The 26,776-nt window shown below is 62.0% G+C and carries 28 protein-coding genes; 12 read left to right on the top strand and 16 right to left on the bottom strand.

What is annotated here, in order from left to right:
* Positions 1-37: 37 nt before the first annotated feature.
* The 5 genes from BSF40_RS20340 to BSF40_RS20360 all read right to left on the bottom strand — a co-directional run bounded on the left by BSF40_RS20340 (position 38) and on the right by BSF40_RS20360 (position 7,242).
* The gene (locus BSF40_RS20340) at positions 38-1,777 is read right to left on the bottom strand and encodes an amidohydrolase (RefSeq protein ID WP_095966472.1); all 1,740 of its coding nucleotides are present in this window, start codon (positions 1,775-1,777) and stop codon (positions 38-40) included.
* A gap of 18 nt (positions 1,778-1,795) precedes the next feature.
* Positions 1,796-3,592 (bottom strand): amidohydrolase, encoded by a 1,797-nt coding sequence (locus BSF40_RS20345; RefSeq protein WP_095966473.1) that lies wholly within the window; start codon positions 3,590-3,592, stop codon positions 1,796-1,798.
* Positions 3,593-3,793: 201 nt separating this feature from the next.
* Positions 3,794-4,816 carry a helix-turn-helix transcriptional regulator gene (locus BSF40_RS20350; protein ID WP_095966474.1) on the bottom strand — a complete coding sequence of 341 codons (1,023 nt, stop codon included), beginning with the start codon at positions 4,814-4,816 and terminating at the stop codon, positions 3,794-3,796.
* An 87-nt stretch (positions 4,817-4,903) separates the two neighbouring features.
* Positions 4,904-5,746 carry a nitrilase-related carbon-nitrogen hydrolase gene (locus tag BSF40_RS20355; RefSeq protein ID WP_095966475.1) on the bottom strand — a complete coding sequence of 281 codons (843 nt, stop codon included), beginning with the start codon at positions 5,744-5,746 and terminating at the stop codon, positions 4,904-4,906.
* The gene (locus BSF40_RS20360; protein WP_095966476.1) at positions 5,743-7,242 is read right to left on the bottom strand and encodes a cytosine permease; all 1,500 of its coding nucleotides are present in this window, start codon (positions 7,240-7,242) and stop codon (positions 5,743-5,745) included. Before BSF40_RS20360 ends, BSF40_RS20355 begins: the two co-directional genes overlap by 4 nt.
* Before the next feature lie 199 nt (positions 7,243-7,441).
* Here BSF40_RS20360 and BSF40_RS20365 point away from each other — a divergent pair, with 199 nt between their 5' ends.
* A complete protein-coding gene (locus BSF40_RS20365) occupies positions 7,442-8,344 on the top strand; it encodes a LysR family transcriptional regulator (protein ID WP_095966477.1) in 903 nt (300 codons plus the stop codon).
* A gap of 111 nt (positions 8,345-8,455) precedes the next feature.
* On the opposite strand, the gene BSF40_RS20370 is transcribed toward BSF40_RS20365, so the two are convergent.
* Entirely contained in the window at positions 8,456-8,989 is a 534-nt protein-coding gene (locus BSF40_RS20370) for a cysteine hydrolase family protein (RefSeq protein WP_095966478.1), read from the bottom strand.
* Between the two features lie 69 nt (positions 8,990-9,058).
* Positions 9,059-10,786: a gamma-glutamyltransferase gene (gene ggt / locus BSF40_RS20375; protein ID WP_095966479.1), complete on the bottom strand. Its 1,728-nt coding sequence runs from the start codon at positions 10,784-10,786 to the stop codon at positions 9,059-9,061.
* Between the two features lie 136 nt (positions 10,787-10,922).
* On the opposite strand from ggt, the gene BSF40_RS20380 reads away from it, so the two are divergent.
* Positions 10,923-11,435, top strand: a complete 513-nt coding sequence (locus BSF40_RS20380) for a methylated-DNA--[protein]-cysteine S-methyltransferase (protein WP_015094415.1) — start codon at positions 10,923-10,925, stop codon at positions 11,433-11,435.
* Positions 11,436-11,511: 76 nt separating this feature from the next.
* Here BSF40_RS20380 and BSF40_RS20385 read toward each other — a convergent pair whose 3' ends face one another.
* Both BSF40_RS20385 and BSF40_RS20390 read right to left on the bottom strand, forming a co-directional pair.
* A complete protein-coding gene (locus BSF40_RS20385; protein WP_095966480.1) occupies positions 11,512-12,105 on the bottom strand; it encodes an NUDIX domain-containing protein in 594 nt (197 codons plus the stop codon).
* 57 nt (positions 12,106-12,162) lie between these two features.
* The gene (locus BSF40_RS20390; protein ID WP_007980611.1) at positions 12,163-12,600 is read right to left on the bottom strand and encodes a hemerythrin domain-containing protein; all 438 of its coding nucleotides are present in this window, start codon (positions 12,598-12,600) and stop codon (positions 12,163-12,165) included.
* Between the two features lie 145 nt (positions 12,601-12,745).
* Between BSF40_RS20390 and BSF40_RS20395 the strand changes: the two genes are divergently transcribed.
* Complete coding sequence (locus BSF40_RS20395; protein WP_095966481.1) at positions 12,746-13,171, top strand: GNAT family N-acetyltransferase; 426 nt, start codon at positions 12,746-12,748, stop codon at positions 13,169-13,171.
* 132 nt (positions 13,172-13,303) lie between these two features.
* Here BSF40_RS20395 and BSF40_RS20400 read toward each other — a convergent pair whose 3' ends face one another.
* Positions 13,304-13,654 (bottom strand): hypothetical protein, encoded by a 351-nt coding sequence (locus tag BSF40_RS20400; RefSeq protein ID WP_015094411.1) that lies wholly within the window; start codon positions 13,652-13,654, stop codon positions 13,304-13,306.
* Between the two features lie 148 nt (positions 13,655-13,802).
* Between BSF40_RS20400 and BSF40_RS20410 the strand changes: the two genes are divergently transcribed.
* From BSF40_RS20410 to BSF40_RS20450, 9 genes are all read left to right on the top strand, one after another.
* Positions 13,803-14,051 (top strand): hypothetical protein, encoded by a 249-nt coding sequence (locus tag BSF40_RS20410; protein WP_095966482.1) that lies wholly within the window; start codon positions 13,803-13,805, stop codon positions 14,049-14,051.
* Positions 14,052-14,071: 20 nt separating this feature from the next.
* Entirely contained in the window at positions 14,072-14,401 is a 330-nt protein-coding gene (locus BSF40_RS20415) for a DUF6388 family protein (protein WP_095966483.1), read from the top strand.
* A 25-nt stretch (positions 14,402-14,426) separates the two neighbouring features.
* Positions 14,427-15,131, top strand: coding sequence for a YoaK family protein (locus BSF40_RS20420; RefSeq protein WP_095966484.1), 705 nt, complete (start codon positions 14,427-14,429; stop codon positions 15,129-15,131).
* 198 nt (positions 15,132-15,329) lie between these two features.
* The gene (gene tusD / locus BSF40_RS20425) at positions 15,330-15,722 is read left to right on the top strand and encodes a sulfurtransferase complex subunit TusD (RefSeq protein ID WP_095966485.1); all 393 of its coding nucleotides are present in this window, start codon (positions 15,330-15,332) and stop codon (positions 15,720-15,722) included.
* A gap of 1 nt (position 15,723) precedes the next feature.
* On the top strand, positions 15,724-16,086 hold the full coding sequence (gene tusC, locus BSF40_RS20430; protein ID WP_015094407.1) for a sulfurtransferase complex subunit TusC: 363 nt from the start codon (positions 15,724-15,726) through the stop codon (positions 16,084-16,086).
* A complete protein-coding gene (tusB, locus tag BSF40_RS20435) occupies positions 16,086-16,379 on the top strand; it encodes a sulfurtransferase complex subunit TusB (protein WP_095966486.1) in 294 nt (97 codons plus the stop codon). The genes tusC and tusB overlap by 1 nt, the downstream gene beginning before the upstream one ends.
* Positions 16,376-16,711, top strand: a complete 336-nt coding sequence (locus BSF40_RS20440; protein ID WP_015094405.1) for a TusE/DsrC/DsvC family sulfur relay protein — start codon at positions 16,376-16,378, stop codon at positions 16,709-16,711. The genes tusB and BSF40_RS20440 overlap by 4 nt, the downstream gene beginning before the upstream one ends.
* Positions 16,708-17,709 carry a glycosyl transferase family protein gene (locus tag BSF40_RS20445; protein WP_095966487.1) on the top strand — a complete coding sequence of 334 codons (1,002 nt, stop codon included), beginning with the start codon at positions 16,708-16,710 and terminating at the stop codon, positions 17,707-17,709. Before BSF40_RS20440 ends, BSF40_RS20445 begins: the two co-directional genes overlap by 4 nt.
* 91 nt (positions 17,710-17,800) lie before the next feature.
* On the top strand, positions 17,801-18,808 hold the full coding sequence (locus BSF40_RS20450) for a glutathione S-transferase family protein (protein ID WP_095966488.1): 1,008 nt from the start codon (positions 17,801-17,803) through the stop codon (positions 18,806-18,808).
* A gap of 122 nt (positions 18,809-18,930) precedes the next feature.
* Here the strand turns inward: BSF40_RS20450 and cysG are convergent, their stop codons facing one another.
* The 6 genes from cysG to BSF40_RS20480 form a co-directional block, all read right to left on the bottom strand.
* Positions 18,931-20,325 carry a siroheme synthase CysG gene (cysG, locus tag BSF40_RS20455; RefSeq protein ID WP_095966489.1) on the bottom strand — a complete coding sequence of 465 codons (1,395 nt, stop codon included), beginning with the start codon at positions 20,323-20,325 and terminating at the stop codon, positions 18,931-18,933.
* On the bottom strand, positions 20,326-21,606 hold the full coding sequence (gene serS / locus BSF40_RS20460; protein ID WP_015094401.1) for a serine--tRNA ligase: 1,281 nt from the start codon (positions 21,604-21,606) through the stop codon (positions 20,326-20,328).
* A gap of 16 nt (positions 21,607-21,622) precedes the next feature.
* The gene (crcB, locus tag BSF40_RS20465) at positions 21,623-21,997 is read right to left on the bottom strand and encodes a fluoride efflux transporter CrcB (RefSeq protein ID WP_095966490.1); all 375 of its coding nucleotides are present in this window, start codon (positions 21,995-21,997) and stop codon (positions 21,623-21,625) included.
* Entirely contained in the window at positions 21,997-23,319 is a 1,323-nt protein-coding gene (locus BSF40_RS20470; protein ID WP_015094400.1) for a replication-associated recombination protein A, read from the bottom strand. Before BSF40_RS20470 ends, crcB begins: the two co-directional genes overlap by 1 nt.
* A gap of 151 nt (positions 23,320-23,470) precedes the next feature.
* Positions 23,471-24,094, bottom strand: coding sequence for an outer membrane lipoprotein chaperone LolA (lolA, locus tag BSF40_RS20475; protein WP_095966491.1), 624 nt, complete (start codon positions 24,092-24,094; stop codon positions 23,471-23,473).
* Positions 24,095-24,160: 66 nt separating this feature from the next.
* Positions 24,161-26,572, bottom strand: a complete 2,412-nt coding sequence (locus BSF40_RS20480; RefSeq protein WP_095966492.1) for a DNA translocase FtsK — start codon at positions 26,570-26,572, stop codon at positions 24,161-24,163.
* Positions 26,573-26,776 lie beyond the last annotated feature (204 nt).

The following is a 26,776-nucleotide window of genomic DNA, read 5'->3' on the forward strand; positions in this document are numbered from 1 at the left end:
GGGCTGGCGGTTTTTGCGTATGTCGGGTGTTCGCAGGTCAGGACGCTGGGGCGTAGACCTGCTTGCCGGCGAAGAAGGTGTTCAGGACTTTGGTTTCGAACAGGTCGTCATCGCTGACCTTGAACACGTCGCGGTCGAGAATGATCAGGTCAGCCTGCTTGCCCGGTGCCAGCGAGCCGATCTGCTTGTCCAGGCCCAGGGTTTTCGCGGCATTGAGGGTGTAGGCATAGAACATGGTCTGGCGGTCGATGCTTTCCTTGGCATTGAGTACGCCCAACGGTCCTTTGCGCGTGCTGGCCTGGGCAATGGCGTTGAACGGATTGGCGCTCGACACCGGCCAGTCGCTGCCACCGGCAATCGTTGCACCGGCGTCATGCAGGGACCGCGCGGGATACTGGTAACCGTAGGCAAAGGCACTGATGTAGGGTTTGACCAGTTCGACGGTGTAGGACTCGCCGGTGGCCCACAGCAGTTGCATCGAGGCGATCACGCCCAGTTGCTTGAAGCGCGGAAACTCCTTGGGATTGACCAGTTGCAGGTGCGCGACGCTGTGCGGCACTGGCTTCGGGCTGAGCTTGCGCGCATAGGCCACGCCATTGAGCGCTTCACGCACCGCGCGGTCGCCGACGGCGTGCATGTGCACGATCCAGCCGCGTTTTTCCGCCGCCACCACCAGTTCACCGAAGTGCGCCGGGTCGGTCAGCAGTTGTCCGTCCTTGTGGCTGTTCTTGTACGGCACGATGACCGCAGCGGTTTGCCCCGGGAACTCGAGAATGCCGTCGACAAAGACCTTGATGCCGGGGAACGTCAGGTTAGGCACGCCTTCGAACTGCTTCATCACCGTGGCGATCACTTCCAGGTCGGCGGGTTTGCTCTTCGGGTTGGTGACCATCAGCGCGGCGACGTGGGCACTGAGTTCGCCGTTCTGCGCCAGTTCCTTGTACAGCGGCAGTACGCCGACGCTTTCGGCGGTGGCATGGAAATCGAACAGTGAGTCTTCACTGCCGCCGTTCGCCGCGGCGTCCATCCACGCAGTGATGCCGAACTGGTTGTTGACCCGCACCGCCTCTTTCGCGGCCTTGAGCATGGTCTCCTGGCTGGGCGCGGGAATTGCGCTGCGCACCACGTCCCAGCGTGATTCGGCAAAGTAGCCATTCGGCGTGAAGTCCGCTTCATGGCCGACGTAACCGCGCTCTTTCTCCGGCAGGCTCTTGACCAGTGCCGCGTCGATGTTCAGACGCTTGAGCATCGCGCTGTTGGCCCAACCGGTGTGGCCGTCGATGCCGCTGAAGACGATCGGTTGATCGGCCCAGCGCCCCTGATTGAACACCTTGCCCAGTTCACGGCTTTTTTCCCAATAGGCCGAACTGACCCCGGCGACGCTGATCACATCGCCAGCCCGGGCACGCCCGGCCTTGTCCTCTTCAATCAACCACTGCTCCAGTTCCGGCAGCGGTTTGACTTCGTCCAGCAGGTTGGCCTTCATGCTGTCGAACGCCCCCACCACCGGGTGGCTGTGGGTGTCGATCATGCCTGGCATCAACACCTTGCCCGCCAGGTCGATGCGCTGGGTCTTGGCATCGGCCAGGGCGTTGATTTCGGCATCGCTGCCAACTTTCAGAATCTTGCCGTCTTGCACCGCAACAGCCTGCACCAGCGCCTGGCCGGGTTCGGCGGTAAAGACCTTGCCGTTGAACAACACCAGGTCAGCGGCGGCCATCGCCGGCACCGACGACAAGGCCAGTGCGGCGGCCAACAGGTTTGGAATCAATCGCATCGGAACGCTCTCTGGTTTTTATTGGGCGGATCGGGAAGTAACGGCCTGGGAAACCACGTTTGGCGCAAGCCCCAGGAACGGCGCCTTGGCCCACACGACCTTGCCGCCGACCAGCGTCAACAGCACGTCATTGCGGCCCAGTGCGTCCTCGGGTACCTGCATGAAGTTCTTGTCGAGCACGATCAGGTCAGCGAACTTGCCGACTTCGACCGAGCCCAGCACCGCCTCCAGCTTCAGCTGTTGGGCGGCATTGAGGGTGATGCTGCGCAGCACTTCGGCTCGCGACATGGCCGGATCGCTGTTGAGTCGCCCGGCATATTTGGGTCCATAGCTGTGCGGGTTGGTGGGATCGCCGGAACGGGTGACACCGACTTTCAGCGCCAGGAACTCATCGAGGGGATCGACCGGCCAGTCGCTGCCAAACGCCACACGACCGCCGGCACGGGCGATGCTGCCCGAGGGTTCCATGCGCTCGAAACGCTCGGCGCCGAGGTGATCGCTGGTGCCGTCGACCGTGGACGGTGCCTGCTGCGCCCACTGGAACGACATGGTGGCCGTGACGTCCAGTGCCTTGAAACGTGGATAGTCGGCAGGATCGACCGACTCGGCGTGCGCAATGGCCGGACGGAAATCCGTACCGGGCAGTTCCTTGCGCACGTAGGCGACGCTGTCCAGTGCATCGCGCACCGCGCGCTCGCCGGTGGCGTGCAAGTGCGGATCGAGACCGGCCTTGACCGCTTGCAGCACCAGTGGATTGAGCACTTGCGGCGGGAAGTACAGTTCGCCCAGGTTCTTGCCCGGCGTCCACTTCGGCGCCTGTTCGGTGCCGCTATTGTGCAGATACGGGGTCAACAGGGCGCCGGTGTCAGCCGGGGCATTGATGATGCCGTCCATGAACAGTTTGACGTGGCGCATGCTCACGCCCGGCGCGACATGCACGTCGCCCTGGTCGTAGGTGCTGGCCAGGGCCTTGGCCTCGGCGATGGTTTTCACCGGGTCGGCGGCAGCGGCGGCCGGGTCCAGCTTGATCGCCAGCAAGGCCCGGGCGGTCAGTTCGCCGGACTTTTGCAGAGTGGTGAAGGCCTTGCCGCTTTCCGGCCCCGACAGGGCATCGAAGAAGCTGGTGATGCCTTGCTGGCGCATGGCGTCGAGGGCCGCACGGGTCTGGTTGAGCTTTTCTGCGTCGGTGGCGGGCGGCACCACGGCGGCCAACGACTCGGCGGCGCCGTCTTCGCAGATGCCGTTCGGGTTGCCGGCGCTGTCACGTCGGTACTTGCCGTCTTCGGGGTCGGGGGTGTTCTTGTTGATCCCGGCCAGTTCCAGGCCGCGAGAGTTGGTCAGCACGGTGTGAAAATCGGTGGAGCGCACCTGGATCGGACGCCGGGTCTTGAGCGCGTCCAGGGTCGATTTGTCGGCGTCGCCGTCAAGCCCGGTCATGCCCATGCGGTCCCAGCTGCCGACTTCCAGCCAGACATCCGGTCCCTTGTCCTTCTCGGCATCGAGACAGGCCTGGATGCTCGCCTGAAACTGCGTGCGGGTCATGGTCTGGTATTTCAGGTCGCACAAGGTCATGGCGCGACCGCCATCCCCCGGGTGCATGTGCGCATCGACGAAGCCCGGCATCAGCATGCGCCCGGCCAGGTCGATCAGTTGTGTCTGCTTGCCGATGTAGCCGTCGACCCCGGCATCGCTGCCGACGTAGACGATCTTGCCGCCCGAAATGGCGATGGCCTGCTGCACGGAATTCTGGCCATCGACCGTGTAGACGTAGCCATTGCGCATGACCGTGTCGGCGGGTGTCGCCGCCAACGCCATGCCGGAGAATGTCGTGGTCGCCGCAATGGCGACAAAAAGCCTGGAAAGTCTCAAATGCCTCACCCCTGTTCTTATTGTTTTGAAGCGGCCCGAACGGCTGCACAAGCCCTTGTATAGACAGGGCCTACCCTATAGGGCGCAGCGTTCGAATGGACCTCTGCAAATGAGGAGGGGTCAGGCAAATAATTGAAACGGCTGGGATTAATCCCGGCGCACGGACTCCGTCAGCGCGCCCGGCGAGCGCAGGACCGAGCCCAGTTCCACCTTGCTTTTCACACCGAGCTGCAAGTAGCAGTTACGCAGATAGGTGCGCACGGTCGCGGGGCTCAAGGCGAGGAGTTTGGCGATCTCTTTGTAGGAATGGCCGGCGGCGAACAGCATCGCTGCCGTGCGCTCCCGAGGTGCCAGGCCATCCCCGCCCGAGGGGGCTTCGAGGGACAGGATGACGTGTTCGGCGTTGGGGCTCAGGGTCAGGGCGCAGCGACCCAGACGGATCACGCAGGGGGCTTTGGACAATTGCGCGATCACCTCCGGTGGCAGCGTGGAACCGCTCCAGCCGGGCAGTTCGCGCTGGATGGCAACACACAACCTGGCCCCCACATAGAGCAGACTGCCGTCCATGCGCGCGATGCCAAAATCACTCGCGCCGTTTTCGCTGTCGAAGCGAATCATGTCCTGCACCTGGAACCGCCACAGCTGGAACAGGTGATCGCAGAACGCCAAAAACAGCTCGGCTTCGTTCTCCTCGAACGCCTGTTCATCCTCACCCCGGTAGAGGCAGACGAAAAACATCAGGCCGCTTTCGGGCAATTCGTAGGTGATGCTCATCAAGTGATAGAGATCGAAGCGCCGGGCGAAATCATTGACTGCCTCGCAAGGGTCGGTGAAACCCTTGTCGCGCACCACTTCACCGGGATGATTGAGCGTGGCGTAGGAGAACTGATCGTTGGCCGCCACCGGATGCCATTCGGCGGCAAAGGATTCAGGGAGATTGATGCTGCCATGCATCCAGCTTTGCATGGGCACATCATGACCTGGCGCAGACATTTCGCCCCACCAGGCAGAGGCGAAGGGCACCAGTTGACCGAAGGCCTGCAGGCCATCGGCGATGAACCGCGACGATCCGCTCTCCCGCGCCAGCCGGCCAAGGTGCAATACGCAATGATTGAACGCCTTGAGCGTGACCATCGTTGCGTCACCGTCGACTTTATTTCCCGCCCCCATCATTGCGATCCCGTTCACTGCATGGCCTTTCGTTTCGACGATGCCATAGGCCCCTGACGGGCGTCCAGCACGCAATGACATCATCGGTTACAAAGTGCTGTGCAACCCGTACAGCTGTGGCCGGCGATCCTGATGCAGGTCGTTGCGCGCGCTGATGCGCTTGTTGCGCGCTTCGGCGAGGTTCAGCGTCGCCAGCAGGATCTGCTCGCCGCCCTGCTCCGCCGGCCCGGCCAAGGGATAACCATCAGCATCGACGATGACCGACCCTTGCACCCAACCGACCCCGCGTTCATGGCCATAGCGATCGCACGCTGCAATGAACAGGCGATTCACCGAGGCATTGGCCTGCACCCGCAAGACTTCCGCCGGGCGCTCGGTCTGCGGCCGCGGACCGTCGGGCCAGTTGACCGGCGCGCACAACAGATCGGCGCCGGCCAGCGCCGCAAGACGCACCCACTCGGGGAATTCCAGGTCGTAGCAGATCAGCATGCCGAGCCGTCCATGCAGCGTTTCGATCACCGGCGGCGGCGCATCGCCGGCGGTGAAGATGTCCTTTTCGGCATCCCACAGATGCGCCTTGCGGTACACCGCGCGCAGGCCATTGGCGTCGATCATCGCCGCGCTGTTGGCCAGCTCATCGCCGGGCAGGCGTTCGCAGAAGCCGCCGACGATCACCAGGTTCAGCTCACGGGCCAGGGCCTGCCACAACTGCAATGTCGGACCGTCAACGGTTTCCGCCAGGCTCAGCGCTTCGTCGCGGTCGGCAAACACATAGCCGCTCTGCACCAGCTCAGGCAGCACGACGACTTGCGCCCCCTGGTGCGCCGCCTGGCGAATCGCGCGCTCGGTGAGCGTGCGGTTGTAGGCCAGGTCACCTATTTTCGGTGCCAGTTGGCAACAGGCGACCACGGTATTTTTTGCGTTGTTCAACGCCCTGCCTCCGCAGATGAATGGGTCATGGCGACGATGTCGCTCTCGCTCAGTGCATCGATCACCCGGCGTTCGGCGGCCAGGTCAATCGAGCGGCTGAGCAGGTAATAGGTCAGCCCCGACACCACCAGGCCCACCAGCCAGGCGATGTCCACGCCTTCGAGCACCCGCGCCAGCGGGCCGACGAAAACCTCTTTGCCGGCGGCGGCATCGAAGATGTAGAAGAACGGCACCATCGCGGCAAAGCCGATCAGGTACGAGACGATGCCGCGAAATTGCCAGGCGCCGTAGATGCCCTTTGGTGTGAAGAAATGCGGGATCGCATAGCGGCCCCTGCGCACAAAGAAGTAGTCCACCAGGTTGACCGCGGTCCACGGCACGAGGAAGTACAGCAACAGCACCAGGAAGGTGTTCAACAGCGCGATACCGTCACCTTTGATCGACAGCACGCAGGTCAACAGAACCACGCTGATCACACTGATCGACAGCACGCGGGCGCGGGGAGTCGGGGTGATTTTCCTGATCGAGTCGACACCGGTCAGCAGCGTCAGCATGGCGCTGTAGGTGTTGAGCGCGATGATCGGCAGGAAGCCCGCCACCGAGACGATCACCAGCAGATTGCCCAACCCCGGCACCATGGAAGAACCGACCTGATTCAACGCCACCAGTGCATCCGCGGCTTTCAACTGCTGCGCCAGCCAGGCGCCGAGGCCGATCATCCAGCTGCCGGACAACGAGGCACCGATGAACACCGCCGCGATCAATTTCACCCGGCTGGTGTTTTTCGGCAGGTAACGGGAATAGTCGGACACGTAGGGCGCATAGGAAATGTTGTAGCTGGCACCGATGGCGAACAGCGTGGCGAAGGCCACCCAGTTGAAACCCAGATCGGTCGCCGGCGTGACACCTTCCTGACCCGCACCGAACATCAGGGCGATGGTCACCAGGGCGTACAGCGGCAAGGTCGCCAGCAAGGCCCACTTGAACGCCTTGTGCATCAGGTCGTGGCCGTAGATCGACAACAGCGCACCGATCAGCACCACGGTGACGGCGACGATGGTCGGGTCGATGCCGAACACATGTTCCAGGCCGTTCATGATCAGCGAGATGTTCACCACGTTGAATCCGACGAACACGAACATGGTCGCCATCAACGCCAGGATCACCCCGCGATAACCGAACTGGGCGCGGGACTGGATCATCTGCGGCAGTCCCATTTCCGGGCCCTGGGAGCCGTGGAACGCCATGAAAATGGTGCCGAACATGATGCCCAGGGCACCGGCGAGCAGGGTCCACAGTGCGGACAAGCCGAGGCTCGGGCCGACAAAGCCGATGGAGATGGTGAAGAAGTGGAAGTTGCCCAGGAACCAGAACGGTCCCTGGCTGCTGAGTTTGGCGTGACGTTCGTTTTCCGGAATGTAATCGATGGAGTGGCCTTCGATGGCCAATCCGCCACTCGCCTCGGCGGCGCGCGCAGACACTGGGGAACCTGACATACGATTGTTCCTATGCTGGTGTTTGTTGTTTTTGTGGTTACAGCGCTCGCTACGACGTCCAGATCGGGTGAAACTCCAGAAAAAGCTGACGATGACGCTGGTTTCACGGCAATGTAGGGTGTGAGTCCGGGCAATAAAATATCGCAGGCACACTGTTCACATAGATCAGCGCCTATGTAATCGAGAACCGGGAGCCCCCATGCTGGGAACTGTTACGGAGCTGGATCTGCGTCTGATCCGGGTATTTCTGACCGTCGTCGAGGCCGGCGGCATCTCGGCGGCGCAAACCGCCCTCAACACCACGCAGCCGACGATCAGCGCGCAATTGGCGACGCTGGAAGCGCGGGTCGGTTTCCGTCTGTGCGAACGCGGACGTGGCGGGTTTTCCGTCACGCCCAAAGGCACGCAGTTCATCGAGGCGGCCCGACGCTTGCTGGCGGCGGCCGAAGGATTCCGGGTCGAGGTGCAGCACATCAACCGCAAAGTCTCGGGCAGCATCAACATCGGCCTGCTGGGGCAGATCGATCCGGTGGCGAACAAGAAAATCGGCCTGGCCATTGCCCGTTTGCGGGCTCGGCACGAGGGGCTGTACTTCCATTTCACCGAGCTGTCGTCGTCGCTGCTGGAAGAGAAAATCATCAACGGCCATATCGACCTGGCCATTGGTTACTTCTGGCACCGCTTGCCCAGCATCGATTATTTCCCGTTGTTCCCGGAAACCCAGATTGCCTACTGCGCGCCCTCGCATCCGTTGTTCGACCAGGTCGGCGCACTGACCCGCGAAGATGTCAGCGGCTTTGACTGGGTCTGGCCGAGCCATCCGCTGCCGGAGATGCCGGCCCCCACCTCCCTCGAACGCCTGACCGTGCTCACCGACAGCATGGACGGCGCGGCCCTGCTGATCCTGTCCGGCCAGCACCTGGGGTTTCTGCCACAGCACTACGCGACCCGGCATGAACAGCTGGGGCAATTGCACCCGCTGAACCCGGATCTGCTGCGTTATGAGGTGAGCTTTCATGCGGCGGTGCGGCATTCATCTCGTCAGAAGGACCTGGTGAGTGCGTTCCTCAACGAGCTGATGGAGATTTTCGGAGCGGTGTAGGGCTCTGTGGGAGCGGGCTTGCTCGCGAAAGCGTCGCTACAGTCAATATTGATGTTGACTGATACACCGCTTTCGCGAGCAAGCCCGCTCCCACAGGGGGATGTGGTGGGATCAGAAATGGATGTCCTTGGCCGGGATCACGTCGATTCGCGCCACGGAACCGGTCAGGCGCTTCAGGTCCTTGTTGTGTTCGGCGATGATGTCTTCGGCGGTCTGGTTGCCGTTGTCGACGGTGGAATGTGCATCGCTCGCCAGCACCACGTCATAGCCCAGTTTCAGGGCCTGGCGCACGGTGGTATTGATGCAGTAATCCGTCTGCAAGCCACAGATGACCAGGCGCTCGAAGTCCTGCACCGGTAAAAGATTTTGCAGGTGGGTCTTGTAGAACGAATCCGGGGTGGTCTTGCGCACGCGATGATCCGTGGCCGAGGTTTGCAGTCCTGCGGCCAGTTGCCAGCCGGGAACATCATGCGCCAGCGGGCTGCCCGTTTCTTCGTGCTGGATCAGCACCACGGTCACGCCGGCCTTGCGCGCCCGGGCAGACAGGTCATTGATGGTGTCGATGACCCGGCCGATCTCGAAGCACTCGTACTCACCGCAACACAAGGCCTGCTGGACGTCGATGATTAACAACGCAGTGGTCATGATTTCCTTCCTTGAACGGTCGATGGTTCAGGGGACGAACATAAGCCCGCCCCCCTCCGGACACAACCCTCAGTAACCCAGCGACAACCCGGTGTTACGCCGTGGGTCGTTCGCCCCGTAGAAACGGTTCTTGCCCACTGGCTTGCCACCCAGGGACGGCGCGCCGACCAGGATCGCCGCCAGGTGGTTGGCGTCCTGTGGACCGGCAAACTTGTGCCCCCAGCTTTCGAGGATCTTCACTGTGTCCGGGCTGGTGGTGAAGGCTTCCAGGTTGGTCTCCTCCGGCAGCCACTGCTGGTGGAAACGCGGTGCATCCACCGCTTCCTGGATGTTCATGCCGTAGTCGATCACGTTGAGCATGGTCAGCAAGGTCGCGGTGATGATGCGGCTGCCACCCGGCGTGCCGACCACCATCACCACTTTGCCGTCCTTGGTGACGATGGTCGGGCTCATGGACGACAGCGGCGCCTTGCCGGGTGCGATGGCGTTGGCCTCGCCCTGCACCAGGCCGTACATGTTTGGCACGCCGATTTTCGAGGTGAAATCGTCCATTTCATCGTTGAGGATGACCCCGGTCTTGCTCGCCATCACGCCCGCGCCGAACCAGTCGTTGAGGGTGTAGGTCACCGACACCGCGTTGCCCCATTTGTCGACGATGGAGTAATGCGTGGTGTTGCTGCCTTCATGGGGCGCTACGCCGGGCTTGAGCTCACTCGATACCGCAGCTTTTTGTGGTTTGATCGCTTCGCGCAGTTTGGTCGCATAGTTTTTATCCAGCAGGTGGGCAATCGGGTTCTTCACGAAATCCGGGTCGCCCAGGTAGCTGTTGCGGTCCACATAGGCGTGGCGCATCGCTTCGATCTGATAGTGCATGCCCTGGGCCGAGTGATAGCCCAGTTCCTTCATCGGATAGCCTTCGAGGATGTTCATGATCTCGCAGATCACCACGCCGCCGGAGCTCGGTGGCGGTGCCGAGACCACGTGGTAGCCACGGTAGTCGCACTCGATGGGCGCCAGTTCGCGGGTCTTGTATTTGTCGAGGTCGGCCTGGGTGATGATGCCCTTGTTGGCCTGGCTGGAGGTGACGATGGCGTCGGCCACCCAGCCCTTATAGAAACCGTCGGCGCCCTTCTCGGAGATTTCCCGCAGGGTCTTGCTCAGGTCCTTTTGCACCAGCTTCTGGCCGACCTGCATCGGCTCGCCGTTGCTGAGGAAGATCGAGCCGGAATCCTTCATGTCCTTCTTGAACATGTCGGTGGCGTAGTCCAGCAGATCGACGTCACCCTGCTCCAGTACGAAACCGTCTTCGGCCAGCTTGATGGCCGGGGCGATGATTTCCTTGCGCGGCTTGGTGCCGTACTTGGACAGCGCCAGTTCCATGCCCGAAACGGTGCCCGGCACACCCACGGCCAGGTGGCCACGGGTACTCAGATCGGGAACGACGTTGCCGTCCTTGTCCAGGTACATGTTGGCGGTGGCGGCCAGCGGCGCTTTTTCACGGAAGTCTAGGAAGGTCTTGCGCCCGTCCGCCAGTTGAATGGTCATGAAACCACCGCCGCCGAGGTTGCCTGCCGCGGGGTACACCACCGCCAGCGCATAGCCGACCGCGACCGCTGCGTCGACGGCGTTGCCGCCGTTCTTGAGCACATCCACGCCGACATGGCTGGCCAGGTGCTGGGCGGTGACCACCATGCCGTTTTCCCCCGTCGCCGGGGCCACGGAGGCAGCGTGAGCAGTCAGGCAGCTGAGAGCCAATGAGGTCGCAATCAGCGATTTGGCAAAAGGTTCGTACTTCATGAGTCGGTCTCTTCTTGTTATTAACCTGGGGAACGCTTCAAAAGCCGTGAGCAAGTATGGTCGGGATTACGTATTGCGCCTCCTCGTCGACACAGTATCCTTAACGCTTGTTCAGCAATTTCCCGCGAGCCCTGGCATGACCTATACCTGCATCACCGTGGCTTCCCCGGTCGGCCAGTTGAAGCTGGTGGCGAACGGTTCGCGACTGGCAGCCATCCTCTGGGAAAACGACAAACCCGGGCGGGTGCGCCTCGGCCCGATGAGCGAGGCGCCGGACAATCCGATCCTGGTGCGCACCGCCGCGCAACTAAGCGAATATTTTTCCGGTACCCGCGATCGCTTCGAACTGGAACTGGACTTTGCCGGCACGCAATTTCAGAAAAAGGTCTGGGCGGCGCTGCTGACCATCCCGTTCGGCGAGACCCGCAGCTACAGCCAGATCGCCGAACAGATCGGCAACCCGGCGGCGGTCAGGGCGGTGGGTGCGGCGAATGGCAAGAACCCGATTTCGATCGTGGCGCCGTGTCACCGGGTGATTGGTGCGTCGGGCAAGCTCACCGGGTTTGCCGGTGGGCTTGAGGCGAAGGCGTTGTTGCTCACCCTTGAAGGCGGGCAAACGCCCGGCACCGCGCGCCTGCCCGGCTTTTGACCTTGTAGGAGCTGCCGCAGGCTGCGATCTTTTGATCTTTTAAAGATCGCAGCCTGCGACAGCTCCTACGGGGAGATCAGGATTGATTGAAGAGGTTTTTCATCGCCGCATACTGCAGCAGCATGATGGTCTTGGCGTCGCAGATCTCACCACGGTAGAACGCTTCGAGTGCATCGTCGAACGCCCACTCCAGCACTTCCAGTTCTTCGGTTTCCGCCTCCAGCCCGCCACCGTCGCTGACTTTCGACCTGGCGTCGTATTCGGCAATGAAGAAGTGCAGTTTTTCCGTCACCGAACCGGGGCTCATGTACGCCTCGAACACCTTCTGCACATGGTGCACGCGGTAACCCGTCTCCTCCTCCGCTTCATCACGGATGCGGTCTTCAGGCGCCGCGCCTTCCAGCAGCCCCGCCGCCACTTCGATCAACAGCCCGTCGTGACCATTGACGAACACCGGCAGGCGAAACTGTCGGGTCAGTACCACGGTTTTCTTTTCGCGGTTGTACAAGAGGATCGCTGCGCCGTTGCCACGGTCGTAGACCTCTCGCGTCTGGCGTTGCCACTCGCCGTTGTTGCGTTGGTAATCGAAGGTGATTTTCTTGAGCAGGTACCAGTCGTGGGACAACACCTGGGACTCAAGGATGTTGACCCGCTCGGCTGTGTTCGACATGACAACGCGTCCTGTTATTTGTCAGAGAGTGCACATGTTAGGTGAAAACCTGCCCCTTCAAGCAAGCTGCGCCTTGTACTCCTTCTCGTATTGCCCGGCCAACGACTCTTTCTGTTTGTCGTCGAGCAACTTGCCGGCCATCTGGAAGAACTTCTGCTCTTCTTCCTCGAGGTGGTGATGCACCGTCTCCGAGAGCTTCTTCGCGGTCACCAGCCAGGCCGGGCTGGACATTTCGGTGTCATCGAGCGCCTCCATCATTTCGTCCATTTCGTGGTGCTCGGCGATGCCATGACGGCTGAGGTCGACGCCGTTGTCGAACTTCATCAGCGGAATGTAGAAATGCCGCTCTTCGGCCGTGGCGTGAGCCTGCAATTCTGACTTGAGTTGCTTGTACGCCTCGACCCGCTCAGGCGTATCGCCGCTGGTGTGGATCAGCGCCTTGGCATAGGTCCGTTGGCGTTCGTGGCTTTCGCGCAAGGCTTCAAAAATGTTCACGGGGCGTTGTCCTCATCAGCGGCGCCTGGAGTGACGCGTCTTAAGGAATGACAGCTGTGCGTTGGCGACGGTTCAACTTTCCCGGGGATGGAACAATCACAGCAACCGGGATAGGCTGCGGCTTCGCTGCCATAAGGATATAGCCATGAACCTGCGTATTGAACGCAAGCACAACCCCAGCACCGAAGAGCGCGAGGCGATCCTCGTGCCGTTGCGCACCTACAACGCCTCGAAGTCTGCAAGCCCGCCACCGGAACATATCGCATTGCTGATACGCGATGACAACGACGAAATCGTCGGCGGCGTTTACGCCCGGTTGTTTTATCAGTGGTTGTTCATAGACTTGCTGGCGGTGCCGGAACAGGCCCGGGGACAAGGCATGGGCACCAGGTTGATGCAGATGGCCGAAGACCTTGCGCGCGAAAAGGAATGCGTCGGTCTGTGGCTGGAAACCTTCGAATTCCAGGCCCCGGAGTTCTACAAAAAATGCGGCTACAGCGAGATCGGGCACATTGCCGATTACCCGCCGGGGCACAAGCACTTCTTCTTCCAGAAGCGCCTGAGCTACTGATCCATACCGCCCCCCCTGTAGGAGCGAGCTTGCTCGCGAAAAAAACCGGAACGCCGCGGGGTGTCAGGCACCCAGCGTTTTCGTTGACGACCATCGCGAGCAAGCTCGCTCCTACAGGGGTACAGCGTCAGATCAGAGGCAAGTCGCCAACGCCGCCAACCGGCGCTTGGCCACGAAATCATCCTTCTGCGCGTAGTAGCTCAACACCGTGCCCGAGGCATCGGTGGTCACGTCGACGAAGGACTCCGCCGAACGGGTATAAACGGTCGTGCCGCCCTTCTCGCCCGGCTCCAGATAGGCGGCGGCATCAACGCCGAACACAGCCTCGTCCTGCCAGGAAAACTGCACGCACTGGGCGACGTCCTTTCCCGGTTTTTCCGAGTTCAGGGTCTTGTACGGGGCCTTGGTGCGGGCGTCGTTCATCGCCGAGCTGGCGCATCCGGCCAGCAACGTCACGGCCAGCGCCACCATCAGAATTCGCATTGCATTCACTCATCAGGAAAAAGCGGACTTTATCACCCCGCCAGCCCGTATCGTTCTGCTTTACTGCATTTATACCGCGACAGCGCACAACGATTCGCGCACCCTGTCGCGCCAATAACGCCCCATCGCACCCCTGACTGGAAATCTGATGACACCTAATGCCGAGTTCTACAAACCGAGCACTGAGTATGCCGACAAGCTGATCAGCCAGATCGGTCAGACGCCGTCCTGGATCGCCAAGCGAATCGGCGTCACCGACAAGCGGATTCGCTACATCCTCGACGGCGAAAGAACCGTCAAAGGCGAAACCACGCCGATCCAGATGACCTACACCGAGCAGTTTGCCCTCGAATGCCTGGCGGCAGCGGCCAAAGCCAGCAAGCAGCAATCCTCGTAATCCGTTCTCAAGGAGCGACCATGGCGGCAACCGAACTGCAGCATGAGCAAGCACTCAAGAAGTTTCTCGATGCACGCCCCGAGTTGCGCGAAGAACTCGACCACCTCAACCCGCTGCTGGCTCAGGCCAAGGGTGAAACGGCGGCACAGTATCGCGAGGAACGGCTGCACGAAGCGTTTGAAGCTGAAGCAGAACGCCAGCAGTTGTTCGCTTGGGAACTGACGTTGCAGTTAACCGCCGCCACCCCCCGGGACTACGAAGCGCAGCGCCTGGAAGTGCACCGGGAAGTCGCGGAAATGGCCGGTATGGACTGGCTTGAGTATTGCGAGTTGAATGGGATAAAACCCTGAGCACTGTTCAAGGATGCCGTCGCCAATGCTGCCCAACACCGCCAGGACCCACGCCAGCCCCGGTCACTTGCACACGCAGAAATGGCGCGGGCGCATAGGCCTGAGCCTGGTGGCCATGCTCTCGGTACTCGCCGGCATGACCGACGCCATCGGCTTCATGGCCAGCGGCGACTTCGTCTCGTTCATGAGCGGCAACACCACCCGGATGGCTGTCGCCATCAGCGCTGGCGACCTTGGCTTGACCCTGCGCCTGGTGATCCTCGTCGCCACCTTCATCGTCGGCAACGCGCTGGGCATTATCGTCAGCCGCCTGGGTGGCCGCCGGGCCCTGCCGCTGCTGTTGTGCATCGCCACCCTGCTGTGCGCCGCCGCAGCCTGGCCTTATGACGCGCAACTGCCGGCCCTGCTGGCGGCGATCATCGCAATGGGCATGCTCAACGCCGCGGTGGAAGAAGTGAACGGCCTGCCGGTGGGCCTGACTTACGTTACCGGCGCCCTGTCGCGTTTCGGCCGCGGACTGGGCCGCTATATGCTCGGCGAGCGCCGCAACGGCTGGCGCGTGCAACTGATTCCCTGGACCGGCATGTTCGCCGGCGCGGTACTCGGTGCCGTGCTGGAACATCACCTGGGACTCAAGGCGTTGTTTGCCAGTGGCCTGCTGGCTGCCGCGCTCGGGGTATTGTCGTTGAAGATCCCGCGGCGCTGGCAGTTGGGGTACATGCCGCGCTGAGTTTTGCATCGCCTGTTCGGCCGCCTTCGCGGGCAAGCCCGCTCCCACAGTGATCTGTGCAATGCCAGAGATTACGGCATGACCACAAAACCTGTGGGAGCGGGCTTGCCCGCGAAGAGGCCCGTACAGACAACATCACTTTGGCCGCCCCGCCGATAAAGCATTATCATGGCCGCAGTTTCGCTGATCGAGTCTGTCATGAAGTTCGCCATCGCCGTGTTTTCCGCCGCCCACGCGCCCTCCTCGCGCCGCGCCCTGCTGTTCGCCCAAGCGGCGCTGGCCGGCGGGCATGAGATCGTCCGGCTGTTTTTCTATCAGGACGGCGTCTACAACGCGTCCGCCAGCGTGGTCACGCCCCAGGATGAAGCGGACTTGCCCAAGCAATGGCGCACTTTTGTCAGCGACCATCAACTCGACGGCGTGGTGTGCATCGCCGCCGCCCTGCGTCGTGGTGTCTTGAATGAAGAAGAAGCCCGGCGCTATCAGCGCGAGGCTGTTGCCGTCGGTGCACCGTGGGAATTGTCCGGCCTCGGCCAATTGCATGACGCGGCGCAGGATGCCGACCGTCTGATCTGTTTCGGAGGCGCATGACGTGGCCAAATCCATATTGATCATCAGCCGCCAGTCGCCATGGTCCGGCCCGGGCGCGCGCGAGGCGTTGGATATCGTGCTGGCCGGCGGGGCCTTCGATCTGCCGATTGGCCTGTTGTTTCTCGATGACGGCGTGTTCCAGCTGGCCGCCAGCCAGAACGCCAGGGCCTTGCAACAAAAAGACCTGAGCGCCAACCTGCAAGCCCTGCCGATGTTCGGTGTCGAGGAACTGTTCGCCTGTGGCGACAGCATCGCCCGGCGCGGCCTCGACCCGAGCGGCCTGGCGCTGGAAGAAGCCCGGGTGTTGGCCGCCCACGAAATCACCGCCCTCATTGACCGCTACGACCAGGTGATCACCCTCTGATGTCGACTTTGCATGTGTTGTCTCACTCCCCGTTCGGCGACGAACGCCTGACCAGTTGCCTGCGCGTGATCGGTGCCAACGACGGCTTGCTGCTGTCCGGCGATGCCGCCTATGCGTTGCAGCCAGGCACCGCGCCGTTCACGGCACTCAGCGCCCGTGGCCTGAAGCTGTTCGTCCTGGCCGAAGATGCCCAGGCCCGTGCGCTGGTGGTTCCGGACTGGGCCCAGGCCATCGATTACCCGGCCTTCGTCGAACTGTCGATTCACTATGACAAGGTCAACAGTTGGCTATGAATGCATTGACGGTCGGCGCCCGCGCCATCGAGCTGGACAAGGACGGCTTCCTGGTCGAACTCAATGACTGGTCTGCCGATGTGGCCAGCGCCCTGGCGGCTGCCGAAGACATCGAGTTGACGCCCGAGCACTGGGAAGTCCTCGAATTGCTGCGCAGTTTCTACGCCGAGTTCCAGCTGTCACCGGCCACCCGCCCGTTGATCAAGTACACCGCATTGAAACTCGGCCCGGAAAAAGGCAATAGCCTGCACCTGAACCGACTGTTCAAAGGCACCCCCGCCAAACTCGCCGCGAAGCTGGCGGGCCTGCCCAAACCGACGAATTGCTTATGACCGATTACCCAGCACTGACCCTCGAAACGCCCGCCGAGCACCCGTTCGCCCAGTTCGTGCGGATCCTTGGCAAAGGCAAGCGCGGCGCCCGTGACTTGACCCGGGTCGAGGCCCGCGAGGCCATGGGCATGGTGCTCGATGAAAAGATCGAGGAAACCCAGCTCGGCGCGTTCCTGATGCTGTTGCGGCACAAGGAAGAAAGCGCCGAGGAAATGGCCGGGTTCACCGAAGCCTTGCGCGAACGCCTGAACCCTCCGGCGCTGGCGGTGGACCTGGACTGGCCGACCTACGCCGGCAAGAAACGGCACTTGCCGTGGTACCTGTTGGCGGCCAAGTGCCTGGCGCAAAACGGCGTGCGGATTTTCATGCATGGCGGCGGCGCCCACACGGCCGGTCGCTTGTACAGCGAGCAACTGCTGGGTGAGTTGAACATCCCGCTGTGCCGCAACTGGCAACAGGTCGGCTCGGCGCTGGATAACGGCGGCCTGGCCTTCATGCCCCTGGTGGACTGGGCACCGCAGCTGCAACGGATGATCGATCTGCGCAACACCCTCGGTCTGCGCTCGCCAATCCACTCGCTGGCGCGGATTCTCAATCCGCTGGGCGCGCGTTGCGGCCTGCAGAGCATTTTCCACCCCGGCTATCAGGCCGTGCATCGCGATGCCAGCGGCTTGCTCGGCGATACCGCGATCGTGATCAAGGGCGATGGCGGCGAGATCGAGATCAACCCGGACGCCGACAGCCATCTGTACGGCACCACTGGCGGCGAGAGCTGGGACGAGGAATGGCCGCAGTTGTCGGCGCAGCGTCACGTCAAACCCGCCTCGCTCGATCCCGAGCACTTGAAAGCGGTGTGGCGTGGCGAGGTGGTCGACAGCTACCCGCAAATGGCCCTGATCTCGACCATGGCCCTGGCCCTGCGTGGACTCGGCCAGAGCCGCGAACAGGCCTTTGAAACCGCCGAACAATACTGGGCCGCGCGCAACAAATCGATTTAACCGATCATTCGCGCCCGATCTTTGCGCTTTTTGTTCGAACCCATGGGAATAGACTCGACTCCAACGATTATTGGCTCCGGGAGTCTTGAACATGGGTTTGTTAGTCGATGGCCGCTGGCAGGACAAGTGGTACGAAAGCAGCAAAGACGGCGCGTTCCAGCGTGAGCAGGCGCAGCGTCGCCACTGGCTGACCGCAGACGGCAAGCCGGGACCGACCGGCGTCGGCGGGTTTGCCGCAGAACCCGGTCGCTATCACCTGTACGTGTCCCTGGCCTGTCCGTGGGCCCATCGCACCCTGATCCTGCGCAAACTCAAAGGCCTCGAAAGCCTGATCGACGTTTCGGTGGTCAGTTGGCTGATGCTGGAAAACGGCTGGACCTTCGACAAAGCCCTCGGCTCCACCGGCGACAAGCTCGATCACTTTGACTTCATGCACCAGCGCTACACCGCCGATACCGCCGACTACAGCGGCCGGGTCACCGTGCCGGTGCTGTGGGACAAACAGCAAAAGCGCATCGTCAACAATGAATCATCGGAAATCATCCGCATGTTCAACGCTGCCTTCGATGATCTGACCGGTAACGACCTGGACTTCTACCCGGCGCCGCTGCGCGGTGAGATCGATGCGTTGAACGAGCGGATATATCCGGCAGTGAACAATGGCGTGTACCGCGCCGGGTTTGCCACCTCGCAACAGGCTTACGAACAAGCCTTCGACGAGGTGTTTGCCGAACTGGACCGCCTGGAGTTGCTGCTGGACGCCAACCGCTATCTGGCTGGCGAATACCTGACCGAAGCGGACATCCGCCTGTTCACCACGCTGATTCGCTTCGATGCGGTGTACTACGGGCACTTCAAGTGCAACCTGCGGCGGATTGCGGATTATCCGAACCTGTCGAACTGGCTGCGGGAGATCTATCAGTGGCCGGGGATTGCCGAGACGGTGGATTTTGAACACATCAAGCACCACTACTACGCCAGCCATCGCACCATCAACCCGACGGGTGTGGTGCCCAAGGGGCCGGCGCAGGACTTTACCGTGGCCCATGACCGGGAGCGGTTGAGCGGGAAAGGGGTTTGGCGCAAGGCCTGTGTCTGAGCTGAGCTTTGCGGTGGATGTGAGGGCCTCTTCGCGAGCAAGCCCGCTCCCACAGGGGATTTGTGTCGTTCACGAATCCAATGTGGGAGCGGGCTTGCTCGCGAATGGGGGCACCTCGGTCTCTAGACCTGCCCCTGAGCCCCTTCGAACCACGCCAGTTTCTCGCGCAGTTGCACCACTTCACCGACGATCACCAGCGTCGGCGCATGCACTTCATGCTCCGCCACCAATCGTGGCAAGTCGGCCAGGGTTCCGGTGAAGACGCGCTGATTGACCGTGGTGCCCTGCTGGATCAACGCCGCCGGGGTATCAGCGCCGCGACCGTGCTTGATCAGTTGCTCGCAGATGATCGGCAAGCCCACCAGGCCCATGTAGAACACCAGCGTCTGCGCTGGCGCGACCAGATCGGCCCACGGCAAATCGGTTGAGCCGTCCTTCAGGTGCCCGGTGACAAAGCGTACCGATTGCGCGTAATCGCGGTGGGTCAGCGGAATCCCGGCATAGGCCGCGCAACCACTGGCCGCCGTGATCCCCGGCACGACCTGGAACGGGATGCCATGGGCCGCCAGTTCTTCGATCTCTTCACCGCCACGACCAAAGATGAACGGATCGCCGCCCTTCAGCCGCACTACACGCTTGCCTTGCTTGGCCAGATCCACCAATTGCTGGTTGATCTGATCCTGCGGCACCGCGTGATCGGCACGGCGCTTGCCGACGTAGACCCGCTCGGCGTCGCGACGGCACAATTCGAGAATCGCCGGCGCTACCAGACGGTCGTACAGCACCACGTCGGCTTGCTGCATCAGGCGCAGTGCCTTGAACGTCAGCAGATCGGGATCACCTGGCCCTGCGCCCACCAGATAGACCTCACCGGTCGCAACAGGAGCTTCACCATCGATTTTCGCCTGCAGCAGACGCTCGGCTTCAGCGCCCTGCCCGGCCAGTTGCCGATCGGCAACCGGGCCCTGGAAAACATCCTCCCAGAATGCCCGACGCTGCTGCACATCCGGAAACAGGCCTTTGACCTGGTGACGAAAACGCGCCGCCAGACCGGCCAGTTGACCGTAGGTGGAAGGAATCCAGGTTTCGATCTTGGCGCGGATCAAGCGTGCCAGCACCGGCGCATCGCCACCGCTGGACACGGCAATGATCAACGGGGAACGGTCAACGATGGCCGGGAAGATCACGCTGCACAGGGCCGGCGCGTCCACCACATTGACCGGCACGCAACGCCGATGGGCATCGGCGGAGACTTGTGCATTCAGCGCTTCGTCGTCGGTGGCGGCAATGATCAGCCCGCAACCGTCCAGATCCGCTTCGGCGTAGCCACGCAACAGGCACTCGCCACCGCTGCCGGCAACCAGTTCGCGCAGTTGTGCTTCGATTTCAGGTGCAACCACCCGCAGCTGCGCACCGGCATCGGCCAGCAGGCGGGATTTGCGCAAGGCAATCTCCCCCCCGCCGACGACCAACACACGACTGCCGCGAAGGTTGTGAAACAGCGGCAGATATTTCATTTAGCCGATGACCTCAAGACCACCCATGTACGGCTTGAGAACCTCGGGCACCCGGATCGAACCGTCGGCCTGCTGATAGTTCTCCAGCACCGCCACCAGGGTGCGACCCACTGCCAGGCCTGAGCCGTTGAGGGTGTGTACCAGTTCCGGCTTGCCGGTTTCCGGGTTGCGGAAGCGCGCCTGCATGCGGCGGGCCTGGAAGTCGCCACAGTTGGAGCACGACGAGATTTCGCGGTACTTGTCCTGGCTCGGGATCCACACTTCCAGGTCGTAGGTCTTGACCGCGCTGAAGCCCATGTCGCCGGTGCACAGCGCCAGGGTGCGGTAAGGCAGTTCCAGCAGTTGCAGGACTTTCTCGGCGTTGGCGGTCAGGCCTTCCAGCGCTTCCATCGACTTCGACGGCTCGACGATCTGCACCATTTCAACCTTGTCGAACTGGTGCTGACGGATCATGCCGCGGGTATCACGACCCGATGCGCCGGCTTCACTGCGGAAGCACGGCGTGTGGGCGACGAACTTGATCGGCAGCAGTTTCGAATCGACGATTTCGCCGGCGACGATGTTGGTCAGCGACACTTCGGCGGTCGGGATCAGGTACAGGTCGGCCTCGCCTTCGCGAGCGATCTTGAACAGGTCTTCCTCGAACTTCGGCAGTTGACCGGTGCCTTGCAGCGCCGGGGCCTGGACCAGGTAAGGCGTGTAGGCCTCTTCATAGCCGTGCTCGGTGACGTGCAGGTTGATCATGAACTGCGCCAGGGCGCGGTGCAGACGGGCAATCGGACCGCGCAACAGGGCGAAACGGGCGCCGGACAGCTTGGCGGCGGTTTCGAAGTCCAGCCAGCCGAACTTCTCGCCCAGGGCCACGTGGTCCTGAACCGGGAAATCGAAGGCAGTCGGGGTCCCCCAACGGCGCACTTCGACGTTGCCGTCTTCGTCTTCGCCAACCGGCACGGATTCGTGCGGCAGGTTGGGAATACCCAGCAGGATCGAGTCCAGTTCGGTCTGGATAGCGTCCAGTTCGACTTTACCGGCACTCAATTCGCCCGCCATGCGCTCGACGTCCGCCATCAGCGGCGCGATGTCTTCGCCACGCTGCTTGGCCTGACCGATGGATTTGGAGCGCGCGTTACGTTCAGCCTGCAGTGCTTCGGTGCGGGTCTGGACGGTCTTGCGCTGTTCTTCCAGCGCTTCGATGCGCGCAACATCCAGCACAAAGCCACGGGATGCCAGGCGGTCCGCTACGTCCTGAAGGTTGCTACGTAACAGTTTGGAATCGAGCATGTCGGTTTCTCGTTTATCAAAGTTTGGTCAAGGACAGGCCGGCCCAGGTGGCAAGCAGCCCGCCGAATACGCTGAGTGCCGCATAGCCCAGGGCCAGCGGCACTTGCCCGCTTTCCAGCAGGCGCACCGTATCCAGTGAAAAGGATGAAAAAGTCGTCAGCCCCCCGAGGAAGCCGACCATCAACCCGGCGCGCACCTCGATGGGCACCTCCGGGCGTATCAAAAACAGACCGTATAGAACGCCGATCAGCAAACAGCCCACGATATTAACGGCCAGCGTCGCGGTATAGAAGTGCCGCGGCCAATTCGCGTTGATCCAGTCGCCGGTGGCGAAGCGCAACAGCGTGCCGGCCATCCCGCCAGCGGAAACCGCAACGATCAAGGGAAGCACTATTTTCTCCGCTGCCGGGGGCTTAAACGGTCGAGTTTTGCCAGGTGGTTGAGTTTTTCGCCGATCTTCAACTCCAGGCCACGGGGCACGGGCTGATAGAACGGAATCGGGTCGAGTTCTTCGGGGAAATAGTCTTCCCCGGCGGCATAAGCATCCGGTTCGTCGTGGGCATAGCGGTATTCGTCGCCATAGCCCAATTGTTTCATAAGCTTGGTCGGCGCGTTGCGCAGGTGCAGCGGCACCTCCAGCGAGCCGTGTTCGGCGGCGGCGCGCAATGCGGTCTTGAAGCCCATGTACACCGCGTTGCTTTTCGGCGCGCAGGCCAGATAGGTGATGGCCTGGGCCACCGCCAGCTCGCCTTCCGGGCTGCCAAGACGCTCCTGCACTTCCCAGGCTGCCAGGCACAGGCTCAGGGCGCGCGGGTCAGCGTTGCCGATGTCTTCGCTGGCCATGCGCACCACGCGCCGGGCCAGGTACAGCGGGTCGCAACCGCCGTCGATCATGCGCGCGAACCAGTACAGCGCGCCGTCGGGGTTGGAGCCGCGCACCGATTTGTGCAGCGCGGATATCTGGTCGTAGAAGGCTTCGCCACCCTTGTCGAAGCGTCGACGGGTGTCGCCGAGCAGGCTTTGCAGGAGCTCGGTGCCGATTTCGCTGTTGTCTTCGGCCAGGTCCGAGGCGTTTTCCAGCAGGTTGAGCAGGCGTCGACCATCGCCGTCCGCGGCCGACAGCAGCATCTGGAAGCCTTCATCGCTGAGGGTCAGGTTGCGCTTGCCCAGGCCCCGCTCTTCGGTCAGCGCGCGCTGCACCAGTTTGCGCAGGGCCGCTTCGTCGAGGCTCTTGAGCACGTAGACGCGGGCGCGGGACAGCAAGGCGTTGTTGAGTTCGAACGAAGGGTTTTCCGTGGTCGCGCCGATGAAAATCAGAGTGCCGTCTTCGACATAGGGCAGGAACGCGTCCTGCTGGGACTTGTTGAAACGATGCACCTCGTCGACGAACAGAATGGTGCGGCGGCCGTACTGCGCGGCCTGCTGCTTGGCGATTTCCACCGCCTGACGGATCTCCTTGACCCCGGCCAGCACCGCCGAGACCGTTTCGAAGTGCGCATCCGAGACTTCCGCGAGCAATCGCGCCAAGGTGGTTTTGCCCACGCCCGGCGGCCCCCAGAAAATCATCGAATGCAGGGCACCCTGCTCCAGCGCTTCGCGCAAGGGCTTGCCGCGAGCGAGCACGTGTTCCTGACCGACGTACTCGTCCAGGTTGGCCGCGCGCAGGCGGGCGGCCAGGGGCTGGGCGATGGGGGTGCTGCGAAACAGATCCATGGCTATCTATGAAACCTCACTGGGTCGAATGCCGATCCTGTAGGAGCGAGCTTGCTCGCGATGGACGTTAACGATAACGCTGGCAGCCTGACACCCAGTGGTGTCCTTGAGTCCATCGCGAGCAAGCTCGCTCCTACAGGGGTTCTGCGTTTTATTCCTGGATTACATCGGCACCCTTGGGGATGTCGAACTTGAATTTGGACGCCGGGATCGGCTCGTTGGCCTTCACCCCGGTGAACAGGATGTTGGTGCGCTGGCCGACACTGTCAATCAGTTGCATGTCGTTGACCAGACCATTGCGGAACGACAGGCGCAGGCTGTCGAACAGGGTGTCCTTGGTCTTCGGCTTCAGGGTGAAGTCGATCACGCCGCCGGCTTCCTTGGCGCTGATGTCGAAGCTCTGGCTGATCTTGGACACGTCACCGGACAGCAGCAAGGCCGGAGTCTGGGTCAGGCGCTGGTCGAGGTTCTTGATGGTGGCCTGTTCCAGGTCCGGGTCCCACAGGGTGACCTTCTTGCCATCGGACACCATGGTCTGTTCGGCCGGTGCATCGGTGTGCCAATAGAACAGGCCCGGGCGCTGCAGGGACATGTCGCCGGCAGTTTCCTGCAACTGGGTGCCGGTGCCATCAAGGGTCAGTTGCGAGAAACGCGCCGTCAGGGTCTGGGATTTTTCCAGCAGTTGGGTCAGGCGTGCCACATCCTTGTCATCGGCGTTAGCCTGGAGCGTGGTCAAAGCCAGTACCGGCAGCAACAGCATGCGGATCAGACGCATGGGAGTCCTCATAACATTCGTGGGAGTGCGAGCGGCGCCAAAGGGCGCCACCCTTTCATATTCGTGTCAGTCGCGCACCGGGCCAGGGGCCAGGACTTCACGCGAACCGTTGGTGTTCATGGACGTCACGACCCCGGCCATTTCCATGGCTTCGATCATGCGCGCGGCGCGGTTGTAGCCGATCTTGAGCTTGCGCTGAACCGCGGAAATGGAGGCGCGACGGCTTTCCAGCACGAACTGGACCGCTTCGTCGTACAGCGCGTCGGCCTCGGGATCGTCACCGTCGCCGCCCCCGCTGCTGCCTTCGAAGCCGCTGCCCGCCTCTTCGACGCCATTGAGGATGTCGTCGTTGTATTCCGGCGCGCCCCGCAGTTTCCAGGCCTCCACCACGCGGTGAACCTCATCGTCGGACACGAAGGCACCGTGAACACGAATCGGCAGACTGGTGCCCGGCGGCATGTACAGCATGTCACCGTGGCCCAGCAGTTGTTCGGCGCCACCCTGGTCGATGATGGTCCGCGAGTCGATCTTGCTCGATACCTGGAACGCCATGCGGGTCGGGATGTTGGCCTTGATCAGACCGGTGATCACATCCACCGACGGACGCTGGGTCGCGAGGATCAAGTGAATGCCGGCCGCACGCGCCTTCTGGGCGATACGCGCGATCAGCTCTTCAACCTTCTTGCCGACGATCATCATCATGTCGGCGAATTCGTCGACCACCACCACGATGGTCGGCAGCTTTTGCAGGAGCGGCGCTTCGTCGTGGATGCTTTCGCGCTTGTACAGCGGATCGCTCAACGGCTCGCCGGCGTCCTGGGCTTCCTTGACCTTGGCGTTGAAACCCGACAGGTTCCGTACGCCCATCTTGGCCATCAGCTTGTAGCGTCGCTCCATCTCGGCAACGCTCCAGCGCAGGGCGTTGGCGGCGTCCTTCATGTCGGTGACCACCGGGCACAGCAGGTGCGGAATGCCTTCGTAGATCGACAGTTCCAACATTTTCGGGTCGATCATGATCAGCTTGGCGTCTTCCGGGCCGGACTTGAACAGGATCGACAGGATCATCGCGTTCACGCCCACCGACTTACCGGAACCGGTGGTACCGGCCACCAACAGGTGCGGCATCTTCGCCAGGTCGGTGATGACCGGCTTGCCGCCGATGTCGTGGCCCAGGGCCAGGGTGACCGGGGATTTGAAGTTGTCGTACTCGGGGGTCGACAACACCTCGGAGAAACGCACGATCTGCCGGTCTTCGTTGGGAATCTCGATACCGACCGTGGTCTTGCCCGGAATCACTTCCACCACGCGCACGCTGGTCACGGCCAGGGAACGGGCCAGGTCTTTGGCCAGGTTGGCGATGCGGCTGACCTTGACGCCAGCGGCGGGCTGGATTTCGTAACGGGTAATCACCGGACCCGGGTGGATCGAGTCCACAGTCACTTCGACGCCGAACTCCTTGAGCTTGATTTCCAACAGGTGGCCGACCGCCGCCAGGGATTCGGGCGAATAATTGAGCTGTTTCTTTTCCGCGGGATCAAGAATCGAGATCGGCGGCAAGGTGCCTTCCACGGCGCTGTCGACGAACAGTGGCGCCTGCTTCTCTTTTTCAACGCGTTTGCTCGGCGCGGCAGGTTTTGGCGGCGCGGGTGCAATCACCGGCGGCACCTGCTTCTCACGCTCTGACATGTGCTTGCTCAGGGCCTGCTCACGCTCGATCAACCGCTCCTTGACCTTGGCCTGTTCGCGCTTGTCGGTGACGGTCGGCGCAACCACTTCACCCATACGGTCATCGACTTCACGCAACTGGGCGACCAGCTGTTTGCGCTCGGTACGGGCCGCCCACCAGCGATTGGCCGCCCCCTGGAACAGTTCGAACAGGTCGAGGGTGATCTTGCCGGTGATGTCCATCACCTTGAACCACGACAGGTCGGTAAACACCGTCAGGCCGAACAGGAACAACGCGATGAACAGCAGCGTACTGCCCTGGATATTCAGGGCGTTCCTCGCCAGTTCGCCGAGGCTTTCCCCCAGCGCACCGCCCGCACCGGCCGGCAGACCGGTCGCGGCATGGAAATGAATATGGGCCAGCGCGGCCCCCGACAGCACCAGGAACACCAGGCCGATCAGGCGCCAGGAGAACAGCCAGCCGCTCCACTGCCAAGGCTCGTGACGCTGACGGAAGATCTGGTACGCCTTGACCGCCAGCAGCAACGGGAAAATGTAGGCGAAGTAACCCAGCACCATGAACAGGATATCGGCGCTGTAGGAGCCCGCGGGCCCGCCGAAATTCTGCACGTCGTCGATCTTGCTGTTATGGCTCCAGCCCGGATCATCCTTGCCATAGGTCAGCAAGGCCATCATCAGGAACAGGCACAGGGCACCGATGGCGATCAGCGCACCTTCCTTGAGTCGGTAGTGCAAGTGCTGGCGCCAGAGCGGAACGACGGCTGGTTTAGGTGCTGCGGTGGATTTCTTCAAAACGCTTCTTTTCCTGCGCCAATGGCGCGTCCATCTGTTGAATGTCTAAAAAACCGCCCAATCCAGGCAGGTAAAAAAGTTAACACACGTAACCGGGACTACTTTTAACACTGCGTCCCGGCTTTTATAAACACGGTGCGCACTGAATATATGTAACACGCAGGGCATTGTACGGGTTTGTACGCACGACGCCATGCTTGAGAC

The organism is Pseudomonas sp. ACN5, from assembly GCF_002303975.1.
GTDB classification, from domain to species: Bacteria; Pseudomonadota; Gammaproteobacteria; order Pseudomonadales; family Pseudomonadaceae; genus Aquipseudomonas; species Aquipseudomonas laurylsulfatiphila.